The sequence below is a fragment of the Pseudomonas petroselini genome (genome assembly GCF_045037875.1).
GTDB lineage: Bacteria > Pseudomonadota > Gammaproteobacteria > Pseudomonadales > Pseudomonadaceae > Aquipseudomonas > Aquipseudomonas petroselini.
Window position 1 is genome coordinate 3,938,346 of the sequence record NZ_CP173614.1, and the last position, 24,514, is coordinate 3,962,859.

At 61.4% G+C, this 24,514-nt stretch carries 22 protein-coding genes and 3 pseudogenes; 13 read left to right on the forward strand and 12 right to left on the reverse strand.

Annotated features, from left to right (window positions below):
- Position 1: 1 nt before the first annotated feature.
- Genes ACI512_RS18065 through ACI512_RS18085 form a run of 5 tightly spaced genes read right to left on the reverse strand, consistent with a single transcriptional unit; the run spans position 2 to position 4,255 of the window.
- The gene (locus ACI512_RS18065; RefSeq protein WP_236382915.1) at positions 2 to 646 is read right to left on the reverse strand and encodes a tetratricopeptide repeat protein; all 645 of its coding nucleotides are present in this window, start codon (positions 644 to 646) and stop codon (positions 2 to 4) included.
- A complete protein-coding gene (locus ACI512_RS18070) occupies positions 643 to 1,452 on the reverse strand; it encodes an SDR family oxidoreductase (RefSeq protein WP_236382910.1) in 810 nt (269 codons plus the stop codon). Before ACI512_RS18070 ends, ACI512_RS18065 begins: the two co-directional genes overlap by 4 nt.
- Complete coding sequence (locus ACI512_RS18075) at positions 1,439 to 2,113, reverse strand: TenA family transcriptional regulator (protein WP_064054636.1); 675 nt, start codon at positions 2,111 to 2,113, stop codon at positions 1,439 to 1,441. The genes ACI512_RS18070 and ACI512_RS18075 overlap by 14 nt, the downstream gene beginning before the upstream one ends.
- The gene (locus tag ACI512_RS18080; RefSeq protein WP_236382908.1) at positions 2,110 to 3,588 is read right to left on the reverse strand and encodes an AMP-binding protein; all 1,479 of its coding nucleotides are present in this window, start codon (positions 3,586 to 3,588) and stop codon (positions 2,110 to 2,112) included. The genes ACI512_RS18075 and ACI512_RS18080 overlap by 4 nt, the downstream gene beginning before the upstream one ends.
- Complete coding sequence (locus ACI512_RS18085) at positions 3,578 to 4,255, reverse strand: thermostable hemolysin (RefSeq protein ID WP_405121247.1); 678 nt, start codon at positions 4,253 to 4,255, stop codon at positions 3,578 to 3,580. Before ACI512_RS18085 ends, ACI512_RS18080 begins: the two co-directional genes overlap by 11 nt.
- Positions 4,256 to 4,446: 191 nt before the next feature.
- Here ACI512_RS18085 and ACI512_RS18090 point away from each other — a divergent pair, with 191 nt between their 5' ends.
- The 6 genes from ACI512_RS18090 (at position 4,447) to xylB (ending at position 11,111) form a co-directional block, all read left to right on the forward strand.
- Positions 4,447 to 4,989, forward strand: a complete 543-nt coding sequence (locus ACI512_RS18090) for a cytochrome b (RefSeq protein ID WP_231807621.1) — start codon at positions 4,447 to 4,449, stop codon at positions 4,987 to 4,989.
- A gap of 165 nt (positions 4,990 to 5,154) precedes the next feature.
- Positions 5,155 to 6,684, forward strand: coding sequence for a sugar ABC transporter ATP-binding protein (locus ACI512_RS18095; RefSeq protein WP_250949118.1), 1,530 nt, complete (start codon positions 5,155 to 5,157; stop codon positions 6,682 to 6,684).
- Positions 6,677 to 7,654: an ABC transporter permease subunit gene (locus tag ACI512_RS18100; protein ID WP_012724293.1), complete on the forward strand. Its 978-nt coding sequence runs from the start codon at positions 6,677 to 6,679 to the stop codon at positions 7,652 to 7,654. Before ACI512_RS18095 ends, ACI512_RS18100 begins: the two co-directional genes overlap by 8 nt.
- A 34-nt stretch (positions 7,655 to 7,688) precedes the next feature.
- Complete coding sequence (locus ACI512_RS18105) at positions 7,689 to 8,621, forward strand: ABC transporter substrate-binding protein (protein ID WP_405121248.1); 933 nt, start codon at positions 7,689 to 7,691, stop codon at positions 8,619 to 8,621.
- A 21-nt stretch (positions 8,622 to 8,642) separates the two neighbouring features.
- On the forward strand, positions 8,643 to 9,635 hold the full coding sequence (locus ACI512_RS18110) for a LacI family DNA-binding transcriptional regulator (RefSeq protein ID WP_064054630.1): 993 nt from the start codon (positions 8,643 to 8,645) through the stop codon (positions 9,633 to 9,635).
- A 15-nt stretch (positions 9,636 to 9,650) separates the two neighbouring features.
- Entirely contained in the window at positions 9,651 to 11,111 is a 1,461-nt protein-coding gene (gene xylB, locus ACI512_RS18115) for a xylulokinase (protein WP_405121249.1), read from the forward strand.
- Between the two features lie 8 nt (positions 11,112 to 11,119).
- Here xylB and ACI512_RS18120 read toward each other — a convergent pair whose 3' ends face one another.
- A complete protein-coding gene (locus tag ACI512_RS18120) occupies positions 11,120 to 11,560 on the reverse strand; it encodes an Lrp/AsnC family transcriptional regulator (protein ID WP_231807618.1) in 441 nt (146 codons plus the stop codon).
- Positions 11,561 to 11,669: 109 nt separating this feature from the next.
- On the opposite strand from ACI512_RS18120, the gene ACI512_RS18125 reads away from it, so the two are divergent.
- Positions 11,670 to 12,572 carry a DMT family transporter gene (locus ACI512_RS18125; protein ID WP_405121250.1) on the forward strand — a complete coding sequence of 301 codons (903 nt, stop codon included), beginning with the start codon at positions 11,670 to 11,672 and terminating at the stop codon, positions 12,570 to 12,572.
- On the opposite strand, the gene ACI512_RS18130 is transcribed toward ACI512_RS18125, so the two are convergent.
- The 3 genes from ACI512_RS18130 to fabF form a co-directional block, all read right to left on the reverse strand.
- The gene (locus tag ACI512_RS18130; RefSeq protein ID WP_405121251.1) at positions 12,550 to 14,529 is read right to left on the reverse strand and encodes a U32 family peptidase; all 1,980 of its coding nucleotides are present in this window, start codon (positions 14,527 to 14,529) and stop codon (positions 12,550 to 12,552) included. The genes ACI512_RS18125 and ACI512_RS18130 overlap by 23 nt on opposite strands.
- Before the next feature lie 105 nt (positions 14,530 to 14,634).
- The gene (locus tag ACI512_RS18135) at positions 14,635 to 15,015 is read right to left on the reverse strand and encodes a RidA family protein (RefSeq protein ID WP_012724285.1); all 381 of its coding nucleotides are present in this window, start codon (positions 15,013 to 15,015) and stop codon (positions 14,635 to 14,637) included.
- A gap of 64 nt (positions 15,016 to 15,079) precedes the next feature.
- Complete coding sequence (fabF, locus tag ACI512_RS18140) at positions 15,080 to 16,348, reverse strand: beta-ketoacyl-ACP synthase II (RefSeq protein ID WP_405121252.1); 1,269 nt, start codon at positions 16,346 to 16,348, stop codon at positions 15,080 to 15,082.
- Positions 16,349 to 16,455: 107 nt separating this feature from the next.
- Here fabF and ACI512_RS18145 point away from each other — a divergent pair, with 107 nt between their 5' ends.
- From ACI512_RS18145 to ACI512_RS18155, 3 genes and pseudogenes are all read left to right on the forward strand, one after another.
- The gene (locus ACI512_RS18145; protein ID WP_236380345.1) at positions 16,456 to 16,944 is read left to right on the forward strand and encodes a helix-turn-helix domain-containing protein; all 489 of its coding nucleotides are present in this window, start codon (positions 16,456 to 16,458) and stop codon (positions 16,942 to 16,944) included.
- A gap of 123 nt (positions 16,945 to 17,067) precedes the next feature.
- Positions 17,068 to 17,835: pseudogene (locus ACI512_RS18150) on the forward strand (PAS domain-containing protein); the annotation flags it as partial.
- A gap of 111 nt (positions 17,836 to 17,946) precedes the next feature.
- Positions 17,947 to 18,423: pseudogene (locus ACI512_RS18155) on the forward strand (methyl-accepting chemotaxis protein); the annotation flags it as partial.
- A 288-nt stretch (positions 18,424 to 18,711) separates the two neighbouring features.
- On the opposite strand, the gene ACI512_RS18160 reads toward ACI512_RS18155, so the two are convergent.
- The gene (locus ACI512_RS18160) at positions 18,712 to 19,581 is read right to left on the reverse strand and encodes an oxaloacetate decarboxylase (RefSeq protein ID WP_236380343.1); all 870 of its coding nucleotides are present in this window, start codon (positions 19,579 to 19,581) and stop codon (positions 18,712 to 18,714) included.
- 224 nt (positions 19,582 to 19,805) lie between these two features.
- Between ACI512_RS18160 and ACI512_RS18165 the strand changes: the two genes are divergently transcribed.
- Positions 19,806 to 20,417: a dTMP kinase gene (locus ACI512_RS18165; RefSeq protein WP_405121253.1), complete on the forward strand. Its 612-nt coding sequence runs from the start codon at positions 19,806 to 19,808 to the stop codon at positions 20,415 to 20,417.
- 155 nt (positions 20,418 to 20,572) lie between these two features.
- Complete coding sequence (locus ACI512_RS18170) at positions 20,573 to 21,436, forward strand: DUF4238 domain-containing protein (RefSeq protein WP_405121254.1); 864 nt, start codon at positions 20,573 to 20,575, stop codon at positions 21,434 to 21,436.
- A gap of 83 nt (positions 21,437 to 21,519) precedes the next feature.
- Here the strand turns inward: ACI512_RS18170 and ACI512_RS18175 are convergent, their stop codons facing one another.
- Together ACI512_RS18175 and ACI512_RS18180 are read right to left on the reverse strand one after the other, a co-directional pair.
- Positions 21,520 to 22,383: a methyl-accepting chemotaxis protein gene (locus tag ACI512_RS18175; RefSeq protein ID WP_371914029.1), complete on the reverse strand. Its 864-nt coding sequence runs from the start codon at positions 22,381 to 22,383 to the stop codon at positions 21,520 to 21,522.
- Positions 22,378 to 23,133 (reverse strand): annotated as a pseudogene (locus tag ACI512_RS18180) (MCP four helix bundle domain-containing protein); the annotation flags it as partial. The gene ACI512_RS18175 and the pseudogene ACI512_RS18180, both read right to left, overlap by 6 nt.
- 157 nt (positions 23,134 to 23,290) lie before the next feature.
- On the opposite strand from ACI512_RS18180, the gene ACI512_RS18185 reads away from it, so the two are divergent.
- Complete coding sequence (locus tag ACI512_RS18185) at positions 23,291 to 24,499, forward strand: multidrug effflux MFS transporter (RefSeq protein ID WP_012724226.1); 1,209 nt, start codon at positions 23,291 to 23,293, stop codon at positions 24,497 to 24,499.
- Positions 24,500 to 24,514: the final 15 nt, after the last annotated feature.

Genomic DNA, 24,514 nt, shown 5'->3' on the forward strand with positions numbered 1-24,514 from the left:
GTCAGTTGAGTTTTTTATGGATGTCGGCCAGCAGGCTTTCGATCTCTTTGCGCCGCCCGGCATCGGCGGTTTCCCGACCGGGTCGTGGCGCGGCCAGCAGGGCTTTTTGCAAAGCCTCACGCGCTTCGCCATAACGTTTTTGCCGGTACAGGTGGTCTCCCCAAAAGTACAGACTATCAATGCCCGCCGGGTTGAGTTGCAAGGCCTGTTTCAGTAACTGTTGCGCCTTGTCCGCATCGCCGAAGCCGATTGGCCAGCCGGGTACGCGGTCGTACAACGCCGCCAGGCTGGTGTAGGCCGAGCCTTGCAGTGCCTTCGGATCCAGGGCTAGGGCTGTTTCCAGATCAACCTTGGCCCGCTTGACCTTGCTCAACGCACCGAGCCCGCCTTGGGCACCGGCCCAACTGCTGGTGACAATCCCCGACCAGATCCACGCCTCGGCGGTCTGCGGGCGAGCCTTGGTGAAAGCCGTCGTCTGGGCGGCCAGTTGTTCGAACGCTTGGGTACGTTGTTCCTCCGGCAGGTTGTATTGGATCTGTGCCCAGCGTGCCTGGATATCGTTCAGGCGCTGCTGGTCGGCGGTGTCCAGCGCCCAGGTGAAGGGGCTCAAGGCACAGAGCAGCAGCGCGGCAAGCAGTCGTTTCATGGTTTCAGGTCCTTTTTCACGGGTTTATCGATCAAGCGACGTACCAGCGGCAGCTGTTTACGCAACCCTCGGTCGACCAGGTTCGGCCACAGGCTGTTGAGACGCACAAAGAAGCGCTCCGGCCAGCCCAGGTACAGGTCTCGACGGTCGTTGGCAATCGCCTGGATGACCGCGTGCGCAACCGTGTTCGGGTCGTCGACATTGGCCTTGAGCGCATCGTTCAAGGCCTGTGCCGCCGGGCTGTTCATCGGGGTCCGGGTCGCACGTGGCGCCACGTACAGCACGCCGACACGGGTGTCGGCCAGTTCCCGGCGCAAGGCTTCGGAAAACCCGCGCAAGGCGAACTTGGTGGCGCAGTAGGTGGCGTAGCCGGGGTAACCGATGGAGCCATAGGTTGAGCCGACATTCACGACCATGGCGCTCGGTGCTTGCTTGAGCAGCGGCAGCAGCAGCTTGGTCAGGCAGATGGGCGCGGTAATGTTGAGTGCCAGCATGCCGTTGATGTCGTTGTCGTCCAGCTGTTCCAGCATGGCAAAGTGGTTGATGCCGGCGGCGTTGATCAGCAGGTTCACCCCCCCGATGGCTTCGGCGGCGGCCAGCACCTTACGGCGGTCGGCGAGAAAGGTCAGGTCGGCACCGACCCAGCACAGCTGCTGGGGGTAGCGCTCAAGCAAGCCCTCCAGCGGCACCCGATGACGGGCCACGGCCAGCACCCGCGCGCCGCTGGCGCACAGGGCGGTGGCAATTGCCAGGCCGATGCCACCGCTGGCGCCGGTCAACACCACGCGCGCATCAGACAGGCGCATCGGAAGCCTCCCCGAGGCGCGGCAGACTACGGAACATGTCGGTGTAGAGGGCGTAGACCACCTTGGATGCGCGGATCACCGCGGCCTGGTCGTCGGGGTCTTCCAGGCTGTTCATCAAGCGTCGGTAGGTTTCCATGTGGCCGATGTCCAGGGCCCCGTGGGAGCTCAAGTAACTGAACGCCGTGTCAGGCAGATGCAAACGCTCACGGATACTGCCGGCCGCATGGGTGGCCAGGGCGATGCTGGTGCCTTCCAGCACATTGACCATGCCGAACAGGCCGACCGGGTTGTCACGGGCGATCAGGTCATAGAGGTAACTGACCATCAACTCGATGGGCAAGCCAGGGCGCCCGTCACGCACGGCGTCCTGGTCACCGCCACAGGCGGCGATGTCATTGAGCACCCATTGTTCATGGCCATATTCATCCTCGATGTACTCACAGACGGCCTTGCGCAACCACTCCAGGCGCGACGGCAGGCGCGCACCGCAGGCCATCATCAACGGCACGGTATGCCGGACGTGGTAGTAAGCCTGGGTCAGGAACGCGCGATAGCTTTCCAGGCTGACCTTGCCCTCCAGGGCCTCCCGAATAATCGGCAAATTGAACAGTGCCTGGCGTTCCTGTTGGGTGGCTTCTTGAAGCGTGTCGAAAAAATTCACGATGAGGTTTCCTCGTTGAGTCGCGGGGCAAGTTGGGCTTGATACCGGGCGACAATAGCGTCGCGCCGTGGTCGACCATTGGCGGTGAGCAGGCCATTGGTTGCGGTAAAGGGTTCTGCCAGGCGGGTCCAGCGATGTACCTGGGCGTAGTCGGGCAAGCCGACGTTGGCCTGCGCCACGGCGGCGGCCAGTTGGTTGTCGCTGCAGTCGGCGCGATGAGGCCAGAGCAAGGCGTGGTTCTCCGGCAGCGCTTCGCCATAGACGAACGCCTGGGCGATGACGCCGTCCTGGGTCAACTCGGCCTCGACCCAATCGGGGTTGACGTTGCGTCCGTAGCTGGTGACGAATTGATGCTTCTTGCGGCCCTTGAGGTAAAGAAACCCGTCCGCGTCAAAGTCACCGAGATCGCCGGTGGGCCACCATTGTTCGGGTTGACCGGGCTGGCCCAGGTAGCCGAGCAGTGTCGAACCCTTGATCAGCACCTCATCGTCTTCGGCCAAGCGGATTTCAACATGGGGCAACGGCCGCCCGACACTGCCTGGACGCTGCGCCCCGGGGGCGTTCAGGCATACCACAGAGGCACATTCCGAGAGCCCGTAACCTTCGTAGACCGGCATGCCCAGCCGGTGCGCGCGTTGCAGCAAGGCCTTGGACACACGGGCACCGCCGACGGCGGCAAATCGCAGGCCCTGAGGGCTGAATGCCCTTTGCTCGGCGGCGATCACCAGCATCAACAGCAATTGCGGAACCAGGATCAGGCTGTGGGGCTGGCGCGTCGCCAGGCACCCGAGCAACTGTGCGGCGTCCACCGCGCTGGCGCCCTGGATGCCCAGGCTCTTCTGGCTGGGCACACTCAGCGTGGCGCCGGCATACAGCGCCGCGTAGCAGCCGAGGTTTTCCAGCAAAATCGCAATGGGCAACAGCGCCAGGTGATGGCGCGGATCGGTGATGTGGCTCGCCTGATGCAACTCGCGGGCGACCCGAAGCAGGCTGTCGGCGCTCAGGCAGACCCCCTTGGGCGTTCCGGTGGTGCCGGACGTGAAGGTCACCTTGGCGGTGCCCGAAGGCATGGAAGGTCGGCCTTCAAAGGCGCGGCACCAGAAGTCGCCGGATTGACGGTAACCGCCGGCCAGCAATTCTGCCTCCAGGTAAGGCTCGGCGATCACCCGTTCGGCGTGACTCTGTTCAAGGCAGTGGATGCGCTGGGCCGGACTGAAGAACGGCGGGAGAGTCAGGCAAGTCAACCCTTCGAATAGCACCGCCAGGTCCCACAGCATCGCGTCCACGCCGTTGTCCAGGGCCAGGGCCACGACCTTGACGCCCTCATCGCGCAGGCGCTCCTGTCGATACGCCACTTCGGCGAACAATGAGGTGTAGTCCATTTTCATTGCGTCACCCCACAGGGCGATGGCGCCATCGTTGCGTTCGGCATGGCCGCGCAGTAAGGCGTGGAAGCGACAGGTTTCAGGCGACATGGCTGGTGTCCTCGATCGTGGTAGGCAACCCCAGGCGCGCGAACAGGCCCATGTTGCGCAAATGGACGAATCCGGCGCGGATATTGCCGACATGCACCCAAGGTTGGCTTTCGTAGTAACTGCCCCAGTGGTGGCGATCATCGCCCAGGCGCTGCGGGTCGGCCGCGCAGAGCGTGACGGGCTTTAAGCCGAGGCGGTGGAAGCTGTTGACCAGGCCGATATTGCCGGTGAACGCCACCCACTCCAGCCCCCCCATGGCAAGCAGCCAGGTAATGGCGATGATGCTCAGGCGCGCACTGCCGGTATCGCTGGCCGCGAGGTTGCCGACTTCGGCGATGGCGCTGCGCGCTACCGGGTGCTCGGCGGCGGCGCTGATCAGCGGCTCGACCGTATGGTCCAGATAACGCTCCAGGAACAACGGCTCTGCGCTCGCCAGGCGTACGCCGGCGACGGCGCACAGGTCACCGTTGGCCTGGCTGACGCCGAATAGCTGCGGCATGAAATGGCGGATATCGGCCCCGTGGGCGATGCGAAAACGCTGTTGGATAAACGCTTCGAAGTCAGGGCGCTGAGGGTCTTGGGGCAGGGCGCGAGCCAGGCGCAACGGTGTGCTGTCGGCCTGACCAAACAGCAGCGGTAATGGCGTGTTCCAATCGATATCGGGCATTGGCGTTACGCCTCCCCAGTGAAGTTGGGAGGAGTATCAAAGGCATTTCTTAACGAAGTCTGAAGGTGGCGAAAATGTGGCGAAAATGACCGTTCTATCGATCTTCAGATTGCCTTAAGACTTGTAGGGCAGGGTGGCGCCGACTCTTCCCGGCCACGTAAGGCCGCCCTCCTGCACAAGGTGTGTTTCCCATGAGCGATCCCCTGATCACGCAACGCTACGCAAGGCTATCGATGACCCTGCACTGGTTGATGCTGGCGCTGTTCGTCGGCGTCTATGGCTGCATTGAAATCAAAGGCCTACTGCCTCGCGGCCATGCGCTCAAGGGCGTGTTCCTGGGCGGCCACGCACTGTTCGGCATCGGGATTTTCCTGCTGGTCTGGCTGCGCCTGTGGGCGCGCCTGGCGCCGCGGCCACCGATTGTGCCGCGCCCACCTGCCTGGCAGACGGGCGTATCGCACTTGATGCACATGGCGTTGTACGGCCTGATGATCGTTACGCCGCTACTGGCCTGGTTGATGCTCAACGCCGCCGGCAAACCGCTGCCTTATCTGGAGTTTCCGTTGCCCTCGCTGGTGGCGCCTGACCCAGACTTGGCCAAGCAGTTCAAACACTGGCATGAGTGGCTGGGCAGTGCCGGTTATTGGTTGATCGGCCTGCACGCGGCAGCGGGGCTGTTCCACCATTATTGGGTACGGGACAACACCTTGCTGCGCATGTTGCCAAAACGTTAGAAATGCCGAAATAGCTAAAAAAAGCGCTTGATGAAACGTTTCATCTTGCGACAAACGGCGCAAGCAAGCGCTTGCGTAAGCAAATGTATCTGATTAGAGTCGGTGGCAATCGGCTCTGATCCAAGGAGCGCGAATACAAAAATAATAAAATCCAGGAGCTCATAGATGAGCCTTGAACCCTTGCTTGAGATGCAGGGCATCAGCAAAACCTTCAACGGTTTGCGCGTGCTCAAGAATGTCGGCCTGAAGGTCTACCCCGGCGAAATCCACGCCTTGATGGGGGAGAACGGCGCCGGCAAGTCCACCCTGATGAAAATCCTCTCCGGCGCCTACCAAGCCGACCCTGGCGGTGAAATCCGCATCGGCGGTCAAACCATTCCCACCTTCGACCCTGCCACCGCCAAAGCCCTCGGCATCGCCGTGATCTACCAGGAACTGAGCCTGTGCCCCAACCTGAGCGTGGCCGAGAACATCTACCTGGGCCGCGAACTGCGGCGTGGTTGGACCATCGACCGCAAGGGCATGGAGGCCGGTTGCATCGAAGTGCTGCAACGCCTGGGCGCGGAGTTCGCCCCGGCAACGCGGGTCAGCAGCCTGTCGATCGCCGAACGCCAACTGGTGGAAATCGCCCGCGCCTTGCACGCCCACGCCAAGATCCTGGTCATGGACGAACCGACCACACCGTTGTCTTCCCGTGAGACCGACCGCCTGTTCGCGCTGATCAAACAGCTGCGCAGCCAGGGGTTGGCGATCATCTATATCAGCCACCGCATGGCCGAGATCTATGAGTTGTCGGACCGTGTGTCGGTGCTGCGCGACGGCCAATACATCGGCGAACTGACCCGCGAGGCGCTGTCGGCCGAAGTGCTGGTGAAAATGATGGTGGGTCGTGACCTGTCCGGCTTCTACAAGAAGGAACACGCGGCGTACAACCCCGGCAACGTGGTGATGCGTGTGCGCGACATGGCCGACGGCAAGCGCGTGCGCAACTGCAGTTTTGACCTGCATGCCGGGGAAGTGCTGGGCATTGCCGGCCTGGTCGGGGCAGGGCGCACCGAGCTGGCGCGCCTGATCTTCGCCGCCGACCCACGCACCTCCGGCACGCTGGAAGTGGTCGGCAAGACCGTCACGCAACTGCGCACCCCGGCGGATGCCATTCGCGCAGGCGTCGTTTACCTCACCGAAGACCGCAAGGCCCAGGGCCTGTTCCTGGACATGAGCGTGGCCGACAATATCAACGTCTGCGCCTGCGTGCCGGATGCCCATGCCGGCGTACTGGATCGCGGGCATGCCGCGCAGCGCGCCACGGACGCGATCAAGTCGCTGTCGATCCGCGTGGCGTCGGGCAAGGTCAATGTCGGCGCCTTGTCCGGCGGCAATCAACAGAAGGTGCTGCTGGCGCGACTGCTGGAGGTCAAGCCGCATGTGCTGATCCTCGACGAGCCCACGCGCGGCGTGGACATCGGCTCCAAGTCCGAAATCTACCGCATCATCAATCAACTGGCCCAGGCCGGCGTTGGCATCGTGGTGATCTCCAGCGAACTGCCGGAAATCATCGGCACCTGCGACCGCGTGCTGATCATGCGCGAAGGCCAGTTGGTGGCTGAAGTCGGCGGCGCGTCAGGCCAGGTTATTTCCCAGGAACGCATTATTGACCTCGCCACCGGTGGCGATCAGGTGGTAGCCAATGGCTGAATTGAATGTTGCAACAATCGGTAAAGCTGAGCGCGCACGCGAACTGATGCGCACGGTGGGCATGTTGCCGGTGCTGATCCTGTTGCTGGTGGGCTTTGCCTTGGCCAGTGAGAACTTCCTGACGGTGCAGAACCTGTCGATCATTACCCAGCAGGCCTCGGTGAACGTGGTGCTGGCGGCGGGCATGACCTTTGTGATCCTCACGGCGGGGATCGATCTGTCGGTGGGCGCGATCCTGGCGGCGTCGGCGGTGGTGGCGTTGCAAGCGTCAATGTCGCCGCAGTTCGGCATGTTCGGGATCGCCGCCGGTATCGGCTTCGGGCTGCTACTCGGGTTGGTCAACGGCGGGTTGATCGCCTTCATGCGCCTGCCGCCGTTTATCGTCACCCTCGGTGCGTTGACCGCCATGCGCGGCCTGGCTCGCCTGCTGGCGGACGACAAGACCGTCTTCAACCCGGACCTGCCGTTTGCCTTTATCGGCAATGATTCGATCCTCGGTGTGCCCTGGCTGGTGGTGATCGCCGTGGCGGTGGTGGCACTGTCGTGGTTCATCCTGCGCCGCACGGTGATGGGCGTGCAGATTTATTCGGTGGGCGGTAACCCCGAAGCGGCGCGGTTGTCGGGGATCAAGGTGTGGAAGGTGCTGCTGTTTGTCTACGCCATGTCCGGCGCGTTGGCCGGGCTGGGCGCGGTGATGAGCGCGTCGCGCCTGTTCGCCGCCAACGGCCTGCAACTGGGGCAATCCTATGAACTGGATGCGATCGCCGCGGTGATCCTCGGCGGCACCAGCTTTACCGGCGGCGTCGGTACCATCGGCGGCACGCTGATCGGTGCGCTGATCATCGCGGTACTCACCAACGGTTTGGTGCTGCTGGGCGTCTCGGACATCTGGCAGTACATCATCAAGGGCATCGTGATCATTGGCGCCGTGGCGCTGGATCGTTATCGCCAGTCCGGTGCGCGGACCTGATTTCACTCATACAACAATCACAAGAGAGACCCGCATGAACCTTAAACGCATGTTTCCCGTCATTGCCTTGGCTGCCCTGATGTCCCACGTCGTCGAGGCCCGTGAGTTGAAAGCGCTCGGCATCAGCATGGGCTCACTGGGCAACCCGTATTTCGTGACCCTGGCCGACGGCGCGACCGCCCGGGCCAAGGAATTGAACCCCAACGTCAAGGTCACCTCGGTGTCCGCCGACTATGACCTGAGCAAACAGTTTTCGCAGATCGATAACTTCATCTCCTCCAAGGTCGACCTGATCCTGATCAACGCCGTCGACCCGTCCGCCATGGCCTCGGCGATCAAGAAAGCCCGCGACGCCGGCATCGTCGTGGTCGCCGTGGACGTGGACGCCAAGGGCGTGAACGCCACCGTGCAGACCGACAACGTCGAAGCCGGCAAGCTGGCCTGCCAGTACCTGGTGGACAAGCTGGCCGGCAAGGGCAATGTGATCATCCAGAACGGCCCGCAAGTCACCGCCGTGACTGACCGGGTCAAAGGCTGCAAGTCCGCACTGGCGGCCGCGCCGGAGATCAAGGTGCTGTCCGATGACCAGGACGGCAAGGGTTCCCGCGAAGGCGGCCTGAACGTGATGCAGGGGTATCTCACGCGCTTCCCGAAAATCGACGGACTGTTCGCGATCAACGACCCGCAAGCCATCGGCAGCGACCTGGCGGCCAAGCAGCTCAAGCGCAGCGGCATCATCATCACCTCGGTGGATGGTGCGCCGGATATCGAGAACGCGCTGAAGACCGACACGCAGATCCAGGCATCGGCCAGCCAGGACCCCTGGGCCATGGCGCAAACGGCAGTGAGCGTGGGCAATGACATTCTCAACGACAAAGCCCCTGCCGAAGCGATTACCCTGCTCACGCCAAAACTGATTACCCGCGACAACGTCGCTACCTACTGTGGTTGGTCGAGCAAACATTGATCCAGTGAGAGGAACTGCACCGTGGTGACCATGGATGACGTGGCAAGCCGGGCAGGGGTGTCGACGTCGACCGTGTCACACGTGTTGAACGGCACCCGCAAAGTCAGCCCGGCCACGGTGCAGGCGGTGCAGCACGCGATCCAGGCGTTGGGGTACATCCCCAACACCCTGGCGCGCTCGCTGGCCCGCTCCAGCACCAACACCATCGGCGTGGCGATTTCTGCGCTGTCCAACCATTACTTCAGCGAAACCGTGCACGCGATTGAAACCGAGTGCGCCAAGCACGGCTTCATGATGCTGTTTGTCGATACCCACGACGACCCGGAGCAGGAATTGCGGGTGGTCACGGCGCTGCATCATCGGCGGGTCGACGGGATTGTGCTGGCGCCGTCAAACGGCTCCAAGGCCCTGGCGTACCTGCGGGCCAACGAGATTCCCGCGGTGCTGGTGGACCGCATGATGAGCGAGCACTTCGACCAGGTCGGGGTGGAGAATGCCCAGCCGACCCAGGCCCTGGTTGAGCACCTGATTGCCCATGGTCACCGTCGGATCGGTTTTATCGCCGGGCGCGAGGGGTTCAGCACCACCGACGAGCGCGTTGCCGGGTATCGGGCTGCGCTGCAGGCGGCGGGGCTGGCGTTTGATCCGCAACTGCTGGTCAACGGCGGCTCCAATACTGAGCCCGCCCGCCAAGCCACGGTGCAGCTGCTCGGCCTGGCCGCGCCGCCCACGGCGATCATGGCCGGTAACAACCTGATGACGCTCGGCGCCATGCAGGCCCTGCGTGACGCGCAGATCGACGTGCCGTCACAGATGGCCCTGGTGGGCTTTGATGATTTCGACTGGGCGGATTTTTTCGTGCCGCGCCTGACCTTGATCGCTCAGCCGGTCCAGGCACTCGGCGCCCAGGCGGTAAACCTGCTGTTGCAACGCATGGCGTGTCCCACCGCACCGCCCCACAGCGTGCGCCTGGCGCCGACCTTGCAATGGCGTAATTCATGTGGCTGTGATTGATTGGAAGACCTGCATATGAGCCGTCCTGTTTCCCTCGGCATCGACCTCGGCACCTCGGAACTCAAGGCCATCCTGATGGACCTCGACGGGCAGGTGCTGGCCCACGCCGGCGTGCGCCTGAGTGTGTCGCGGCGCCATAGCGGCTGGTCCGAGCAGGCGCCGGAAGACTGGTGGCAGGCGTGTTTACAGGCGCTGACCGAGTTGCGCGGGCATGCGGCGTTCGCCCACGTGGCCTGTATCGGCCTCTCCGGGCAGATGCACGGCGCGGTATTGCTCGGGGCTGACAACCGCGTGTTGTACCCGGCGATCCTGTGGGATGACTCCCGCGCCATCGCCGAGGCCGAGCAGCTGGGCGCGACGTTCGCGGACGTGACCGGCAGCTTGCCGATGGCCGGGCTGACCGCGCCGAAACTGCTGTGGCTGCAACAGCATGAGCCAGCGGTGTTCAAGGCCATCGACTGCGTGTTGTCACCCAAGGATTACCTGCGTTTGCGCTTGAGTGGCGAGCGTATCAGCGAAATGTCCGACGCTGCGGGTACGTTGTGGCTGGATGTGGCACGGCGTGAGTGGTTCGTCCCGATGCTGCGGGCAACAGGCCTCACGCTTGAGCAGATGCCCAGGTTGGTGGAAGGCGGTGCCGCCAGCGCTGGGTTAAACGTGGACGGACTGGGCTTGCCTGCTTCGGTCGTTATTGCCGGCGGCGGTGGCGATAACCCGGTGGCGGCGGTGGGTATCGGTGCAATCAATGCAGGGGACGGGTTTATCACCCTGGGCACCAGCGCGGCCATCGTCGCCATCACCGACCACGCCGCCGGCAACCCGGCCAGCGCGGTACACAGCTTCTGCCATGCACTGCCGGACCGTTGGTACACCATGGGCGCGATGCTCGCCGGCGCCAGTTGCTTGCGCTGGGTGACGCGCCTGACGGGCATGCCGGATGAGCAAACACTGTTGGATCAGGTGCAGGCGCAATTGCCGATGGGGCGCCCGGTGCCCCTGGACACGCCGTTGTTCCTGCCTTACCTCGCCGGTGAACGCACGCCGCACAACGATCCGTTATTGCGCGGTGGCTTTATGAGCCTTGGCCATGACTGCACGCCAGCCCTGCTGGGTTATGCGGTGATGGAAGGGGTGGGGTTTGGTTTGCTGGATGCGTTGCACGCGGTGGAGTCCGCCGGGGCCAACCTCGGCGCCTGCGCCCTGGTCGGCGGCGGCGCGCGGAGTGAATATTGGGCGCAGTTGCTGGCCAATATCCTGCAGCGGGAGGTCTTCACCTTGCACGGCAGTGAGTTGAGTGCCTGCGTGGGCGCGGCGAAGCTGGGGTTTCTGGCGATCGGCCAAGGGGCGGCCTTGCTTCAGGCAGGGATGGCGGTGAAAGCGCGGTACTTCCCCGATGCCACGCAGCGAGCAGTATTGGAGTCGCGCTATCACAAGTTCCAGGAGTTGCTGGCGGCGGCTAAAACGCTGCACGAATAGTGGAGACGCTAATCCGCCAAAGGCGGCAAGCGCCGTTTCACCGGGGTTTTCTTGACGATCGCCGTGTTGGTTTCGGCATACGCGTTGATCCGGTCGAGCAAACTGTCGAGATGGTCCATGGTGCGCACGTGCAACCGCGCGATGAAGCAGTCTTCGCCCGTGACCTTGTCGCACTCGGTGAATTCGGGGATGGCCTGAATCTGGCGCTCCACCTCCTGCAATTTGCCCGGCAACGGGCGGATGCGCACGATGGCTTGCAGCAGGTAGCCAAAGTGCTTGGGGTCGATGTCGACGGTGTAGTGGGTGAGCACGCCGCGCTCTTCCAGGCGGCGCAGGCGTTCGCCAACGCTGGGTGACGACAGCCCGGTTATGCCCGCCAGGGCCTTGAGGGACAGGCGCGAGTCGTCCATCAAGGCGGCGATCAGTTGCTGGTCGATGGTGTCGATCATGGTATTTGCCTAATAAGAAAAGGTGATCTGGCAGTTTTGCCTTTTTTAGTCGCTGGAGCCACTGACCCGCAGATTGCCATACTTGAGCCTCACTTGAGGAGCCTCAATCATGGATACATCCATCCGTCGCGGGTCGTGGGAAATGGTCGCCGCCATGCTGATCTCGGGCACCATTGGCTGGTTTGTCTTGGTCTCCGGCGTGTCGGTGATCGAAGTGGTGTTCTGGCGCTGTGTCATCGGCGGCCTGACACTGTTGCTGGTGTGCGCACTGCTGGGCTACTTGCGCCTGGACCTGCTGAGTTGGGCCACGCTGGGCCTGGCGATGCTCAGCGGCGTGGCGATTGTCGGCAACTGGCTGCTGTTGTTCGAATCCTATTCCCGCGCGTCGATTGCCATCAGCACGGCGGTGTACAACGTGCAGCCGTTCCTGTTGGTGATGCTGGCAGCGCTGTTCCTGGGTGAAAAGATCACCGTGCAGAAATTGGCGTGGCTGAGCGTGGCGTTCCTGGGGATGCTGGCGATTGTCACCGCGCATGGCGATCAACAGACCGGCGACGATTACCTGGCAGGCATCGCATTGGCGCTGGGTGCGGCCTTCCTGTACGCCATAGCGGCGCTGATCATCAAACGTCTAAAAGAAGTGCCGCCGCATTTGATCGCGTTGATCCAGGTGACCACCGGCGCGCTGTTACTCGCGCCGAGGGTGGCCTGGCATAGCCTGCCGGACTCGACCAACGCCTGGACGGCAGTGGTGACGCTCGGCGTGGTGCACACCGGTTTGATGTATGTATTGCTGTACGGGGCGATCCAGAAGCTGCCCACGGCCATTACCGGCGCGCTGTCGTTTATCTACCCGATTGCGGCGATCTTCGTTGATTGGATCGCCTTCGGGCATCGCCTGGGCTGGCTGCAATGGCTGGGGGTGGCGGCCATTCTATTGGCGGCTGCAGGGTTGCAGCGGGGCTGGTGGTGGCCCCGCTCCCGCAGGGTTAGTGCGTGCCCTGAAAGATGATATTTTCCGGATTGAAATGCTCCACCACGCTGCCCGGCTGCGGTAGCCCGAGGATGTGCCCCTTGATCTTGCCTACCACGTGCATCTCGCAGGGTTTGCAGTCGAACTTCAGGGTCAGCACTTCGTCGCCGTGGATCAACTGCATCGGCGCGACCTTGGTCTTCACGCCCGTCACACCCTTGGCCTGCTTAGGGCACAGGTTGAACGAGAAGCGCAGGCAGTGCTTGGTGATCATCACCGGGACTTCGCCGGTTTCTTCGTGGGCTTCGAAGGCGGCGTCGATCAGCTTCACACCGTGCCGGTGGTAGAAATCACGGGCTTTCTGGTTGTAGACGTTGGCCAGGAACGACAGGTGCGCATCCGGGTAGACCGGCGGCGGCGAGGTTTCGGCCTTGCGGCCACCGCGTGGGTGAGCGGCAATGCGAGCGGTGGTCAGCGCCTCGATCACTTCGCGGCGCAGGGCCTTGAGCTGCGAATTGGGGATGAAGAACGCTTGCGGCGCATCCAACTGAATGTTCGTCGCGTGGTACTCGGTAGTGCCCAGTTGGCCGAGCAGGTCACGCAGGGTGTCCAGCGCCTGTTCCGGCTTGTTGGCCACACCAAACGGGCCGGGCAGGGTGACGCTGGCGCTGATGCCTTCTTCACTGGTGGCGATGACTTCAAGCTGCTCTTCACGCAAACGAGCAACCCAAGACAGGCCGATACGGCGCTCGGACGAGGTCTTCAACAGCGCCTGTTGCCAGTTGTGATCGAGGTTGCGGTTCAGCGGGTGGTTCGGGCGCAGTTGATGCAGGCCGGCCGGCATTTCATTCGGCTCGACGCGGTAGCGGTAGCGCTTCTCGCCGTCTTCCTCGAACTCCCCTTTAGGCTCGGCGATGTTGGCGCGGAAACCCACCACTTCGCGCTTGACCAGCACATTCAGGCCGTCACCATTGGACAGCGGCTCATGGGTGACCACTTGCAGGTCGCGCTTGCCGGCTTTTTCCACCACGCCCACCGGCAGGCCGGTGAAGGTCGGGGTGTCGAAGGCGCCGATGTCGATCTTGCGGTCACTGACGAAATAGTCGGTGCTGCCACGGTGGAAGGTTTTTTCCGGGTCGGGCAGGAAGAAGTGCGCGGTGCGGCCGCTGGAAGCACGGGCCAGGTCCGGGCGGTCTTCGAGAATCTCGTCGAGGCGCTGACGGTAATAGGCGGTGATGTTCTTCACATAGCCCATGTCCTTGTAGCGGCCTTCGATCTTGAACGAACGCACGCCGGCTTCGACCAGGGCGCGCAGGTTGGCGCTCTGGTTGTTGTCTTTCATCGACAGCAGGTGCTTTTCAAAGGCCACGACGCGGCCCTGGTCATCTTTCAAGGTGTACGGCAGGCGGCAGGCCTGGGAGCAATCGCCACGGTTGGCGCTGCGGCCGTTCTGCGCGTGCGAGATGTTGCACTGGCCGGAGAATGCCACGCACAGGGCGCCGTGGATGAAGAACTCGACGGCGGCCTCGGTTTCGTCGGCAATGGCGCGGATCTCTTGCAGGTTCAGCTCACGGGCCAATACCAACTGCGAGAAACCGGCCTGGTCGAGAAACTTGGCGCGGGCCAGGGTGCGAATGTCGGTCTGGGTGCTGGCGTGCAGCTCGATGGGCGGAATATCCAGCTCCATCACGCCCAGGTCTTGCACGATCAACGCGTCGACACCGGCGTCGTAGAGCTGATGGATCAGCTTGCGCGCGGGTTCCAGTTCGTTGTCGTGCAGGATGGTGTTGATGGTGGTGAAGACGCGGGCGTGGTAACGGCGGGCGAATTCCACCAGGGAAGCGATGTCGCTCACGTCGTTACAGGCGTTATGGCGGGCGCCGAAGCTAGGCCCGCCAATGTAGATGGCGTCGGCGCCGTGCAAAATGGCCTCGCGTGCGATGGCGACATCGCGGGCAGGGCTGAGCAATTCCAGTTGGTGCTTGGGCAAGGACATAGTTTTTTTAGTCAGGCTTGTCACGGTCGAGGCGGGCATTGTAGCGATGAAAACCCCTACAAGCATCCGCGCATTGTCCGATTGTGAGCGCTGGTGGAGCCTGACTCAGGCTTTGGCAGCCATCGCGGTGACTTCCACGCGCATACCCTCTACCGCCAACGCGGCCACGCCAACTGCCGCACGCACCGGCCAGGGCTTGGCGAAGAAGCGTTTGTAGACCTCGTTGAAAGCGGCGCGGTCGGCCATGTCCGTCAGATAAATGGTCAGGTGCATCACCCGGTCCATGCCGCTGCCGGCCTTTTCCAGGGCAACTTTCAGGGCTTGAAGGGTGCATTCGCTCTGCTGGGTGATGTCGCCCAGTTCCAGGCTGCCGTCGGCGCGGGTCGGGATCTGGGTGGACACCAGGATGCCGTTGAAGCCGATCACGTCGGAAGAAATCGAATCGGCATCCGGGTCCGGGGTGTAGTGCAGGTCGTGGTTGGCCATGGGCGCCTCTCGTTGGCAGGTTCAGAAAGGCGCCATGGTCCCCGAAAATGACGGAGGGGGCAAACTACGCCCAGCGGCGGAACAGTACGCTGGCATTCACGCCGCCAAAGCCGAAGCCATTGGACAGCGCGTACTCAATCGGCATTGGCCGGGCTTGACCACGCAGCAGGTCCAGACCGTCAGCAAGGGCGTCGGGGTTTTCCAGGTTGAGCGTTACCGGAGCCACCTGGTCGCGCAGGGCGAGTACGGTGAAGATGGCTTCGATCCCGCCCGCCGCTCCGAGCAGGTGGCCGGTGGCGGATTTGGTCGAACTGATCGCCAGGCTGCCGCCAGCACCGAAGACCGTTCTGATTGCGGCCAATTCACCTTTGTCACCCACCGGGGTAGAGGTGGCGTGGGCGTTCAAGTACTGCACCTGATCCGCATCGATACCGGCCTGACGCAAGGCCTGCACCATCGCGCGTTGCGCACCGTCGCCGTCTTCCGGGCCCGCGGTCATGTGATAGGCATCGGCGCTGGTGCCGTATCCGACCAACTCTGCAATGGGTTGCGCGCCCCGCGCCAGGGCGTGCTCCAGCGCTTCGATGACGAGAATACCGGCGCCTTCCCCCATGACGAAACCGTCGCGCGCCTGGTCGAAAGGGCGGGAGGCGCGTTCGGGCGTGTCATTGAAGTCGCTGGACAATGCCCGCGCCGCCGCAAAACCGGCGAGGCTGACCCGATGGATCGCCGCTTCGGCACCGTCACACACCGCCACATCGACTTCACCGGCGCGAATCATCCGCGCGGCGTCGCCGATGGCCTGTACACCGGCAGCACAGGCGGTGACCGGTGCACCCAACGGGCCTTTCAACCCGTAGTTGATCGACACATGCCCGGCGGCCATGTTGCTCAGGAAGGAGGGGATGGTGAACGGCGACAAACGCCGTGGGCCTTTGCTGTCGGTGGTACGCACCGCATCGGCGATCGCTGGGAAACCGCCCACGCCTGAGGCAATGATGGTGGCCGTGCGCGCCTGCTGTTCGGGCGTCTCAGGCGCCCAGCCTGCTTGCTTCAAGGCTTCATCCGCCGCCGCCAGGGCGAACAGGATAAAGCGGTCCATTTTGCGCTGTTCCTTGGCCGCCAGCAGCCGATCGGGGTCAAACCCGGCTTCGGGGTCCTGCAGCACGCTCTGGACTTGGCCACCGATGCTCACGGCCAGGTCTCCGATCAACGCTTGCGGCAAGCGACGAATGCCCGACTGCCCGGCCAACAGGCGTCGCCAGGTTGTCTCCACGTCAGCGCCCAATGGCGTCAGCGCGCCCATGCCTGTCACAACGATGCGTTTACTCATGATCAATCGACTCCGGTTGCGTTGAGGGTACAGACTTTATGGACGTCACTATCATCATGAAAGTAACATGGCATCTCACACCTTTGCACCGACCGATAGGAACTTCCATGCAACGCAAATCCCTGACTCGCGACGAATGCCCCATCGCCCGTAGCCTTGAGCGGGTAGGGGAGTGGTGGAGCATCTTGATCATGCGCGACGCGCTGCAGGGCTTACGCCGTTTCGATGAGTTCTCACGCAGCCTGGGCATCGCGCCCAATATGTTGACGCGCCGCCTTAATGCGCTGGTGGAGGCCGGCATGCTGGAGCGTCGGCCTTACAGCGAGCGGCCGCCGCGCGACGAGTATGTGCCGACGGCCAAGGGTGAGGACTTTCGTATGGTGCTGATGTCGCTGGTGGCCTGGGGTAATCGGCACTACGCCGAGGAGGGCACCAGTGTCGAGTTGGTGGAGCGGGGCACCGGGCGTCCGCTGCAGCCGATATTGGCGAGCGAGCAGGGGCAGATCGTGTCGTTGGAGGACTGCGTTTTGCAGGCCGGCCCGGCCGCCAGCGACGGCATGCGCGAGCGTTTGGCGTCGCTCGCCGCAAAGCCTTGAATCACGCGGCTTCCAGCAATAATTTGGCGCCAGAAAATAAACATTTTTGCCGCATAAAGTCGTGTATTTCTCAGCCGATAGCCAATGAAGAAACCAGTTTTTCCGCACGGCTGAGGGCACGTCATGTTCAATACAACACTCAAAACAGAACTGGCGGCCAGGACGGCCGAAGCCAGTGAGTACAAAGGACTGATTGCTGCACTGGAACGCTCCATGGCCGTGGTCGAATTCGACCTCAACGGCAAGGTGCTCCGGGCCAACGATAACTTCCTCAAGACCCTCGGTTATCGCGCCGATCAATTGGCCGGCAAGTCCCACCGTGACTTCTGCCTGCCAGAGCTGACCAGCAGCCCGGCCTACAGCCAGTTCTGGACTGACCTGAAGGCTGGCAGGTTTGTGTCAGGCACCTTCAAACGGGTGGACGCCAACGGCAAGACCGTCTGGCTGGAGGCCAGTTACAACCCGGTGCTGGATGAGCGTGGCCAGGTACTCAAAGTGGTCAAGTACGCCTTGGACGTCACCGCCAAAGTCGAGCAAGAGGCAGCGACTCGCAGCAAGCTGGCCGCGCTGGACCGAGCAATGGCAGTGATCGAATTTGATTTGAGCGGCCAAGTGCTGGACGCCAATGCAAACTTCTTGAACGTTATGGGTTATGGGTTGGCAGAAATAAAAGGCAAGCACCATCGCCTGTTTTGCGAACCGGTGCTGATCAACAGCAGCGAATACACAGACTTCTGGCGCCGCTTGAACAACGGCGAGTTCTTCACCGGGCAATTCAAGCGCCTGGGCAAGCATGGCCGGGTGGTGTGGCTGGAGGCGAGCTATAACCCGGTCTACGACGGCGACGGCAAGCTGGTCAAGATCGTCAAGTTTGCCAGCGACATCACCGAACGCGTGGAAAAGTTCGAGGAAGACTCTCGTGGTGCTTCCCGGGCCTACCATATCTCGTCCGAGACCGAGCGGTTTGCCGAACATGGCACCCAGGTCATCCAAGAGACCGCCACTGAAATGCGCCGCATCGCCGACAACATCGGCGCGTCTGCACGGCTGGTGGGACAATTGGGCGACCGATCCGAGCAGATCACCGCCATCGTCAACACCATTCGCGGCATCGCCGACCAGACCAACCTGTTGGCACTCAACGCAGCCATCGAGGCCGCGCGGGCGGGTGACCAGGGGCGCGGCTTTGCGGTGGTGGCCGATGAAGTGCGGCAACTGGCCGGGCGGACCAGCCGCTCAACGGCGGAAATTGCCGAGATGATCGGGATGATTCTCTCGGAAACCCGCGATGCGGTGAGCAGCATGAGCTCGACCCAGGAAGGCGCACAACGTGGCGTCAACCTGGCCGACCAGGCGGGCTCGGTGATCCTGCAGATTCGCACCAGCACCCGTGATGCGGTGGAGGCGGTCAGCATGTTTGCATCGAAGTTGGACGAGTCAGACGTGATTCCCAAAACCGCAGTCGGCTGGGTGGGCTGATGTAGCGAGGGAGCTTGCTATAAGGTGGCCTTCTGTGGCGAGGGAGCTTGCTCCCGCTGGGGCGCGAAGCGGCCCCGTTCTAAAGGGACTGCTGCGCAGTCCAACGGGAGCAAGCTCCCTCGCCACACGGATAGTCGACGATCAGCCGCAGCTCATTCAAATCGCCGAGGAGGGCAGTGATGGCTACAACGTCATGTTCCCGAGCTTGCCGGGTGGGCTGGATGACATTGTCGATGAAGGCGTTATCGGAAAAGGAGGGGCGTTGCACCCCTCGTTCCGGTTTGAGTCTTACTCTTTGACGTCCATGAACTCTTCAGCCCACGCCACGTAGTTTTCCGGCAAGGTGTACGTGTGGGTCAGCTCGGTAGCGCTCAAGTTATCGGTGCTATGGGTCAACTGGCGCTGAGCACGCAGGCTGTCGTAGGTCGCCTTGATCGCGGCAAAGTAGGCGCCGTGGCCGGCAACCACTACACGCACACCGAGGCTGGCCAGACGCTTGGCGTCATTCAGTTTAGGGTTGCCATACGTCACCAGCATCAGCGGCACCGTCAGGTTCTCCGCGATCTGCTCGAGGTGCTCGAAGTCAGCCACACCCACCATACAAATCCCATCGGCACCGGCTTTCTGATAAGCCAGGGTGCGCTCGATAACCGCTTCAGTCGGCAACACGCCAGCATTGGTGCGGGCAACGATCGAGAGTTCTGGATCAACACGCGCTTCCAGCGCGGCGCGGACCTTGCCGATGCCTTCTTCAATGGAGATCAGGTCAGTGGATTTACGCCCGAACTGCGCAGGCAGCAGCGTGTCCTCAATGGTCAAGGCGGCCACACCGGCACGCTCAAGCTCCTCGACGGTGCGCATCACGTTAAGGGCATTGCCGTAGCCGTGGTCGGCGTCGGCAATGAACGGCAGTTGGGCAACGCGACCTATACGGGTGGCTTGTTCGACGAACTCACTCAGCGTGATCAGCGCGAAATCGGGTGCGGCCAATACCTGCAACGAGGCAACGGAGCCACCGAGGATGCCGACTTCGAAACCCAGGTCAGCGGCGATACGCGCCGACATTGGGTCAAAGACGGAAGCGGTTTCAACGCAGGTTGGGGTGGCAAGCAATTCACGGAATGTGCGGCGCAGGGCTGAGTGAGAAATCTTTGGCATGGGCTTTCCTGGTTCTGGTCATCGTCTTGTGACGATCAATGTCTATTCGTGGTGGGGCGAGATTAACATGCGGGCGAAGGGGAGATGATGACGTTTCAGCATTAGGGAAGGGGCTGGCGCGTGGATAGTGGGCTTACGGTTTGGGACGTGTGAAAGTACATGGGGCGTGGACAGCTGAAAATGCCGTTAGAGTGCTCATCCTTGTCTCGATAGCTGGGTGAAAAATGAATTCTGGGCTTTTTGTTTCTCTGGATGGGCCCAAAGGCACCGGCAAAACCACGCTGCTGGAGTCAGTAACGGCAGCGCTGAGGGCGGGCAACAAGAAAGTTATCCGACTTTGCGAGAGAAAACGCGATCCCTACAGGAAGGAAACCATGGCCCTGGTTAATGAACTTGCCAGAAATCCCTCACGGGATCTGGAATGGGCTGTGTGTGAGCGCTTTGCCGAGAGTCGTCGCTGGATTTCTCGGAACGTGCTGACTCAGCAACCGTTGCACAGCATTATCCTGATTGATCGCTGGTATCCGTCTGATGCTGCGTTTCGACACACCATCCCGTTTGCAGAGATTCTGCGGTTGAACCTGAAGCGAGACGTGCGAGTGCCGGACCTGCATGTTGGCGTTGTCACCGCGCCGGATATTTCCTGGGCAAGAGCAACTGCACGGTCGCGAGGACTGGGCGGGACGGTGATCCGCAAGCACACAGAGCATGTCGCGTGTACAGAGATGTTCGAGCAGGCGGCTGCGGATCAGGGCTGGGTGTTGTGCCGTAATGAAGGCACGATCGAAGACGCCGTCAAGCAGGTGGTTGCGCAGATACAAAAAATAGCTGGGTGACGTGTATAACGTAATATTTGATTTAACATAATATACATTATGCGAAACGCTCTATACGGAGCTGGGGGGCTCTACGGTCAGGCGATGCCTCATTAACACCAACCCATGGATCGGCTAGCCTGTCGAAATCGACGGCCGACCGTAAAGGACCTGCAATGAACGAACCGATTTACCATCACTACGTCTCAGCTGGCTACCTGAGAGGATTTGCAAAGTCAGGAAAGTCAGGCAAACGTCACCAGGTGCACTGTGTAGATGTGATCCAAAAAAAAGCGTTTACAGCCAACGTCTTAAGAATCGGCGGTGAAGATCATTTCAATCGACTCCATGGCCACTCTGATCCTAACGCACTTGAAAAAGCCTACGCAGATAAGCTTGAAGCTCCAGCGCTTAATGCACTCGGGCGCGCTTTGATGAGTGGCAGTTTTCCCAGTGCTGCAGACCGTGAAGCCATTCTGCTGCTTTTTTCCCTTTTTGCGGCAAGAAACCCACGTGATAGGCAATCATTTGCGGAGAGCATCCAACCTCTTAACCAGATACTTATTATCTCGGCTTTGGGACAGGAAGGCTTGAAATCACCAGCGGCTGTTGCTGCATTAGAGATGAATACATCTAAACATTCGGCACTTGAGTTGAATATTATTGCAGATATTCATAAATGCCTACTCGATCGAAAATGGATTTTTCTTAAAGCCGACGATGATTCACCAGGGTTTATCACCTCAGATTACCCCGTACACCTCATACCTCACGCATCTCGAATTGACGATGGCTGGGGCCTTGGGTTTGCGTTAAAAGATGTGAGGGTATTTATTCCACTGAATAAACGTGTTGCTGTAATCGGTGATTATGAGACCACAGAAAGAATGGTTTCATTAAACAGAGAGGCTGTTGCCGCTTTTAACAGCAGAACTATTATCGATGCGACTAGACAGATTTATGCTTATAGCGATGAATTCGAATTCATAGGCCCAGACAATCAAATCATGACTGGCACGAGCCTGCCGAAAGTTCTTTGAATGAGTATGCCCTCTCCCATCTGTGTTATCTCTTAAAAATACAACTCAACTAAATGACTATTTAGTTGAGTTAAATCAATAAGTTACAATCTAAACCGATCAACAGACTGCGACAGCTTGCCTGCCAGGTTGGACAACTCGTCCGTGGTCGACGCCGTCGTGGCGATCACCCGGCTATTGTTCTGCGACATGCCCGCAATCATCTCCACCTGATGGGCAATTTCATTGCTGGCCAGGCTCTGCTCACCGATAGTGCGGGAGATATCGTTGACCATTTCCGTGGTATTCAAGGTGGCCTGGAGGATCTCGCGGATCGCGCGCTCCACCTCGGCGGTCACCGCCATGCCCTTATCCACTTGAGCAACGCCCTCCTCCATGCTGGTGACGGCTTCCCGCGTGCTTTGCTGGATGCGGCCGACCATGCTGGCAATTTCCTGGGTCGAGGCGCTGGTACGCCCGGCGAGGCTGCGTACTTCATCAGCGACCACGGCAAACCCGCGGCCCTGCTCACCGGCGCGTGCGGCTTCGATCGCGGCATTCAAGGCCAACAGGTTGGTTTGGTCGGCGATCCCTTTGATCACCTGGATAATGCTGAAGATCGCCTCGGACTCCTTGTCCAGCGTGCGGATTACCTGGGCGGATTGCTGAGCGGAGCGCGCAATGCCGTCCATGTCACTGACCACCTGATGAATCACCCGCCCGCCGTCCTTGGCCAAGGTTTCGGCCTGGTTCGCCATCTCGAGTGCGCGTCCGGCATGCCGGGTGATTTCCTCGATACTCGCCGTCATTTCACTCGCAGCGGCGGCCATGGTCGTGGCCGCTGAGCTTTGCTGCTGACTGCTGCCGGCCACTTCATGGCAGCCGTGGCTGAGTTGCTCGCTCATGCCATTGACCCCTTGCGCGTTGCTGCGCACCACTTCGATCATGCCGCGCAGATCCCGCTGCATCGTGGCGAGGCTGCGAATCAATGCGCTGGCTTCGTCCTTGCGGCGGGGTTCGACAATCGGCTCACTCAAGTTGCCATGGGCGATGCTGTCGGCAATGCGGCTGGCCATTTGCAGCGGCCCCATGATGCTGAGCATGACCCAGCGGCCTTGGGCCAACAGCAGCAAAAGACTGGCGATCAACACCGCACCCAGGGTGAGGTTGGCGTTGCTGATGGTCTGCCGGGTGCCCACACTGGTTTGCTGGGTGTTGTTTTCGATCAGCTCGCTCAGCGTCGCCATTTGCTCTTCCAGGCGGGTGAACGCGGTATTGAACGTATCCAGTTCAGCACGCGCGGCTTCGGGATTGTCCAGCGCGAGGGTGACGATACGCTCACCCGCGGCGATGTAGCTTTCCAGGCTGGGTTTGATTTTTTCCAGGTTGGCCTTAAGCGTATCGTCCAGCGGCAGCTTGAGGTTGTCCGCCAACACCTGGCGAAAGTGCTCGGCGTGTTCCTTGAGCGAGCTGTTGACTTCGGCCTTGGTGCTGGTGCTTTTACCCAGGCCGACCAGCATCGCCGACAGCACGTCGGCGCGCAGCGCATCGTGCATCATGTCGGCTTCCATATGGTTGCGCAGCACGGTCATGCTGACCTCGCTGTCCTGCACGGCGTCGCCCATCCGGTTATTCCCCAGGTAACCGGTCAAGCTCATGATCAAGGCCGTGAGCAACCCGGTCGTAATCAACAGCATCAAGCGTAGTTTGATCGTCATGCATATATCCCCATGCCTGGTCAGCCGGTTGGGATGCCAACCGTAGAAGCCCCGCTGGTCATGTTATCGGCCACGCGTGCAGCTTATTGAAGCCTATGTTTGCGGATCTGCGCGGATCCCTTAAGCTGACCGACCCTTGCTCCACCCGGAACTGCCCATGTCTCGAAGTATCGCCCACCTCGCCCTGCTGCTGGGCTTGATCACCGCCGTCGGCCCCTTTGCCATCGACATCTACCTGCCGGCCCTGCCGACGCTGGGCGCAAGCCTGCAGGCCTCACCGGCGTTGGTACAAATGAGCCTCACCGTGTTCTTTGTCATCATCGGTGTGTGCCAGCTGTTCTACGGGCCGATCAGTGATGTATTCGGGCGTAAACCGCCGATCTATGCCGGCCTGGTTATTTTTGCCGTAGCCAGCGTCGGGTGTGCCTTGGCGCCGACCATCGAATCACTGATCGCCTTTCGTGCGCTGCAAGCGTTCGGTGCGTGCGCAGGCATGGTGATTCCCCGGGCTATCGTGCGGGACCTGTACACCGGGCATGAAGCGGCAAAATTGATGGCCTTGTTGATGCTGGTGATGAGTGTCTCGCCGATCCTTGCGCCGCTCGCCGGCAGCCTGGTGATCGCGCTGTGGAGCTGGCGTGAAGTATTTGCCGTGCTGGCGGTCGTCGCGGTGGCGTGCCTGGTGATGACCATCGTGCAATTGCCCGAAACCCACCCGGCCGAACGTCGGCTGGGCAAGACCTTGGGCAACGCCTTCAGCAGCTATGGCGCGTTGCTGCGTGATCCGGTATTCATTGGCTTGTCGGTGGTGTGCGGTTTTGGCCTGGCGACCTTCTTCGTGTTTATCGGCAGCGCGCCGTTCGTGTACATCGAGCATTACGGCCTGACACCCACGCAATTCAGCCTGGGGTTTGCCCTGAATGCCGCCTCGTTCTTCGCCATGAGCCAACTCACTGCACGCCTCAGCGCGCGCTTTGGCCTGGCGCCGCTGATTCGTGGGTCGGTGGTGGCGGTGGCCGCGGTGATGGCCGTGCTCGCGACCACCACGCTATGGGTCGATAGTTTGGCCTTGATGATGACGATGCTGTTTATCGGCTTCGGTTTTCTCGGTTTGCTGCTGCCGGCGGCCGGGGTGTTGTCACTGGAGGATCACGGCGCAGTGGCCGGTTCTGCCTCGGCCTTGCTGGGGGCGATCCAGATGATTACCGCCGCAGTGTCCATGACCCTGGTTGGCGTGTTCGCCGATCACACACCCGCGCCGATGTTGATCGGCATCGCACTGTGTGGCATCGCGGCGATGCTCACTACACTGTGGACGCTGCGTCGTCTACCGGCTCACTTGGCGAGTGCCCCGCCCTCCTCCTGATCGCTGCCCAATTGA

Bases quoted from the DNA above. Each gene is read 5' to 3' on its own strand.
- xylB (WP_405121249.1), top strand. From the start codon at position 9,651: ATGAGCCGTCCTGTTTCCCTCGGCATCGACCTCGGCACCTCGGAACTC.
- ACI512_RS18065 (WP_236382915.1), bottom strand. From the start codon at position 646: ATGAAACGACTGCTTGCCGCGCTGCTGCTCTGTGCCTTGAGCCCCTTC.
- ACI512_RS18125 (WP_405121250.1), top strand. From the start codon at position 11,670: ATGGATACATCCATCCGTCGCGGGTCGTGGGAAATGGTCGCCGCCATG.
- ACI512_RS18085 (WP_405121247.1), bottom strand. From the start codon at position 4,255: ATGCCCGATATCGATTGGAACACGCCATTACCGCTGCTGTTTGGTCAG.
- ACI512_RS18170 (WP_405121254.1), top strand. From the start codon at position 20,573: ATGAACGAACCGATTTACCATCACTACGTCTCAGCTGGCTACCTGAGA.
- ACI512_RS18135 (WP_012724285.1), bottom strand. From the start codon at position 15,015: ATGGCCAACCACGACCTGCACTACACCCCGGACCCGGATGCCGATTCG.
- ACI512_RS18080 (WP_236382908.1), bottom strand. From the start codon at position 3,588: ATGTCGCCTGAAACCTGTCGCTTCCACGCCTTACTGCGCGGCCATGCC.
- ACI512_RS18095 (WP_250949118.1), top strand. From the start codon at position 5,155: ATGAGCCTTGAACCCTTGCTTGAGATGCAGGGCATCAGCAAAACCTTC.
- ACI512_RS18105 (WP_405121248.1), top strand. From the start codon at position 7,689: ATGAACCTTAAACGCATGTTTCCCGTCATTGCCTTGGCTGCCCTGATG.
- ACI512_RS18165 (WP_405121253.1), top strand. From the start codon at position 19,806: ATGAATTCTGGGCTTTTTGTTTCTCTGGATGGGCCCAAAGGCACCGGC.
- ACI512_RS18070 (WP_236382910.1), bottom strand. From the start codon at position 1,452: ATGCGCCTGTCTGATGCGCGCGTGGTGTTGACCGGCGCCAGCGGTGGC.
- ACI512_RS18185 (WP_012724226.1), top strand. From the start codon at position 23,291: ATGTCTCGAAGTATCGCCCACCTCGCCCTGCTGCTGGGCTTGATCACC.
- ACI512_RS18145 (WP_236380345.1), top strand. From the start codon at position 16,456: ATGCAACGCAAATCCCTGACTCGCGACGAATGCCCCATCGCCCGTAGC.
- ACI512_RS18120 (WP_231807618.1), bottom strand. From the start codon at position 11,560: ATGATCGACACCATCGACCAGCAACTGATCGCCGCCTTGATGGACGAC.
- ACI512_RS18160 (WP_236380343.1), bottom strand. From the start codon at position 19,581: ATGCCAAAGATTTCTCACTCAGCCCTGCGCCGCACATTCCGTGAATTG.
- fabF (WP_405121252.1), bottom strand. From the start codon at position 16,348: ATGAGTAAACGCATCGTTGTGACAGGCATGGGCGCGCTGACGCCATTG.
- ACI512_RS18130 (WP_405121251.1), bottom strand. From the start codon at position 14,529: ATGTCCTTGCCCAAGCACCAACTGGAATTGCTCAGCCCTGCCCGCGAT.
- ACI512_RS18175 (WP_371914029.1), bottom strand. From the start codon at position 22,383: ATGCAGCGGGATCTGCGCGGCATGATCGAAGTGGTGCGCAGCAACGCG.
- ACI512_RS18090 (WP_231807621.1), top strand. From the start codon at position 4,447: ATGAGCGATCCCCTGATCACGCAACGCTACGCAAGGCTATCGATGACC.
- ACI512_RS18100 (WP_012724293.1), top strand. From the start codon at position 6,677: ATGGCTGAATTGAATGTTGCAACAATCGGTAAAGCTGAGCGCGCACGC.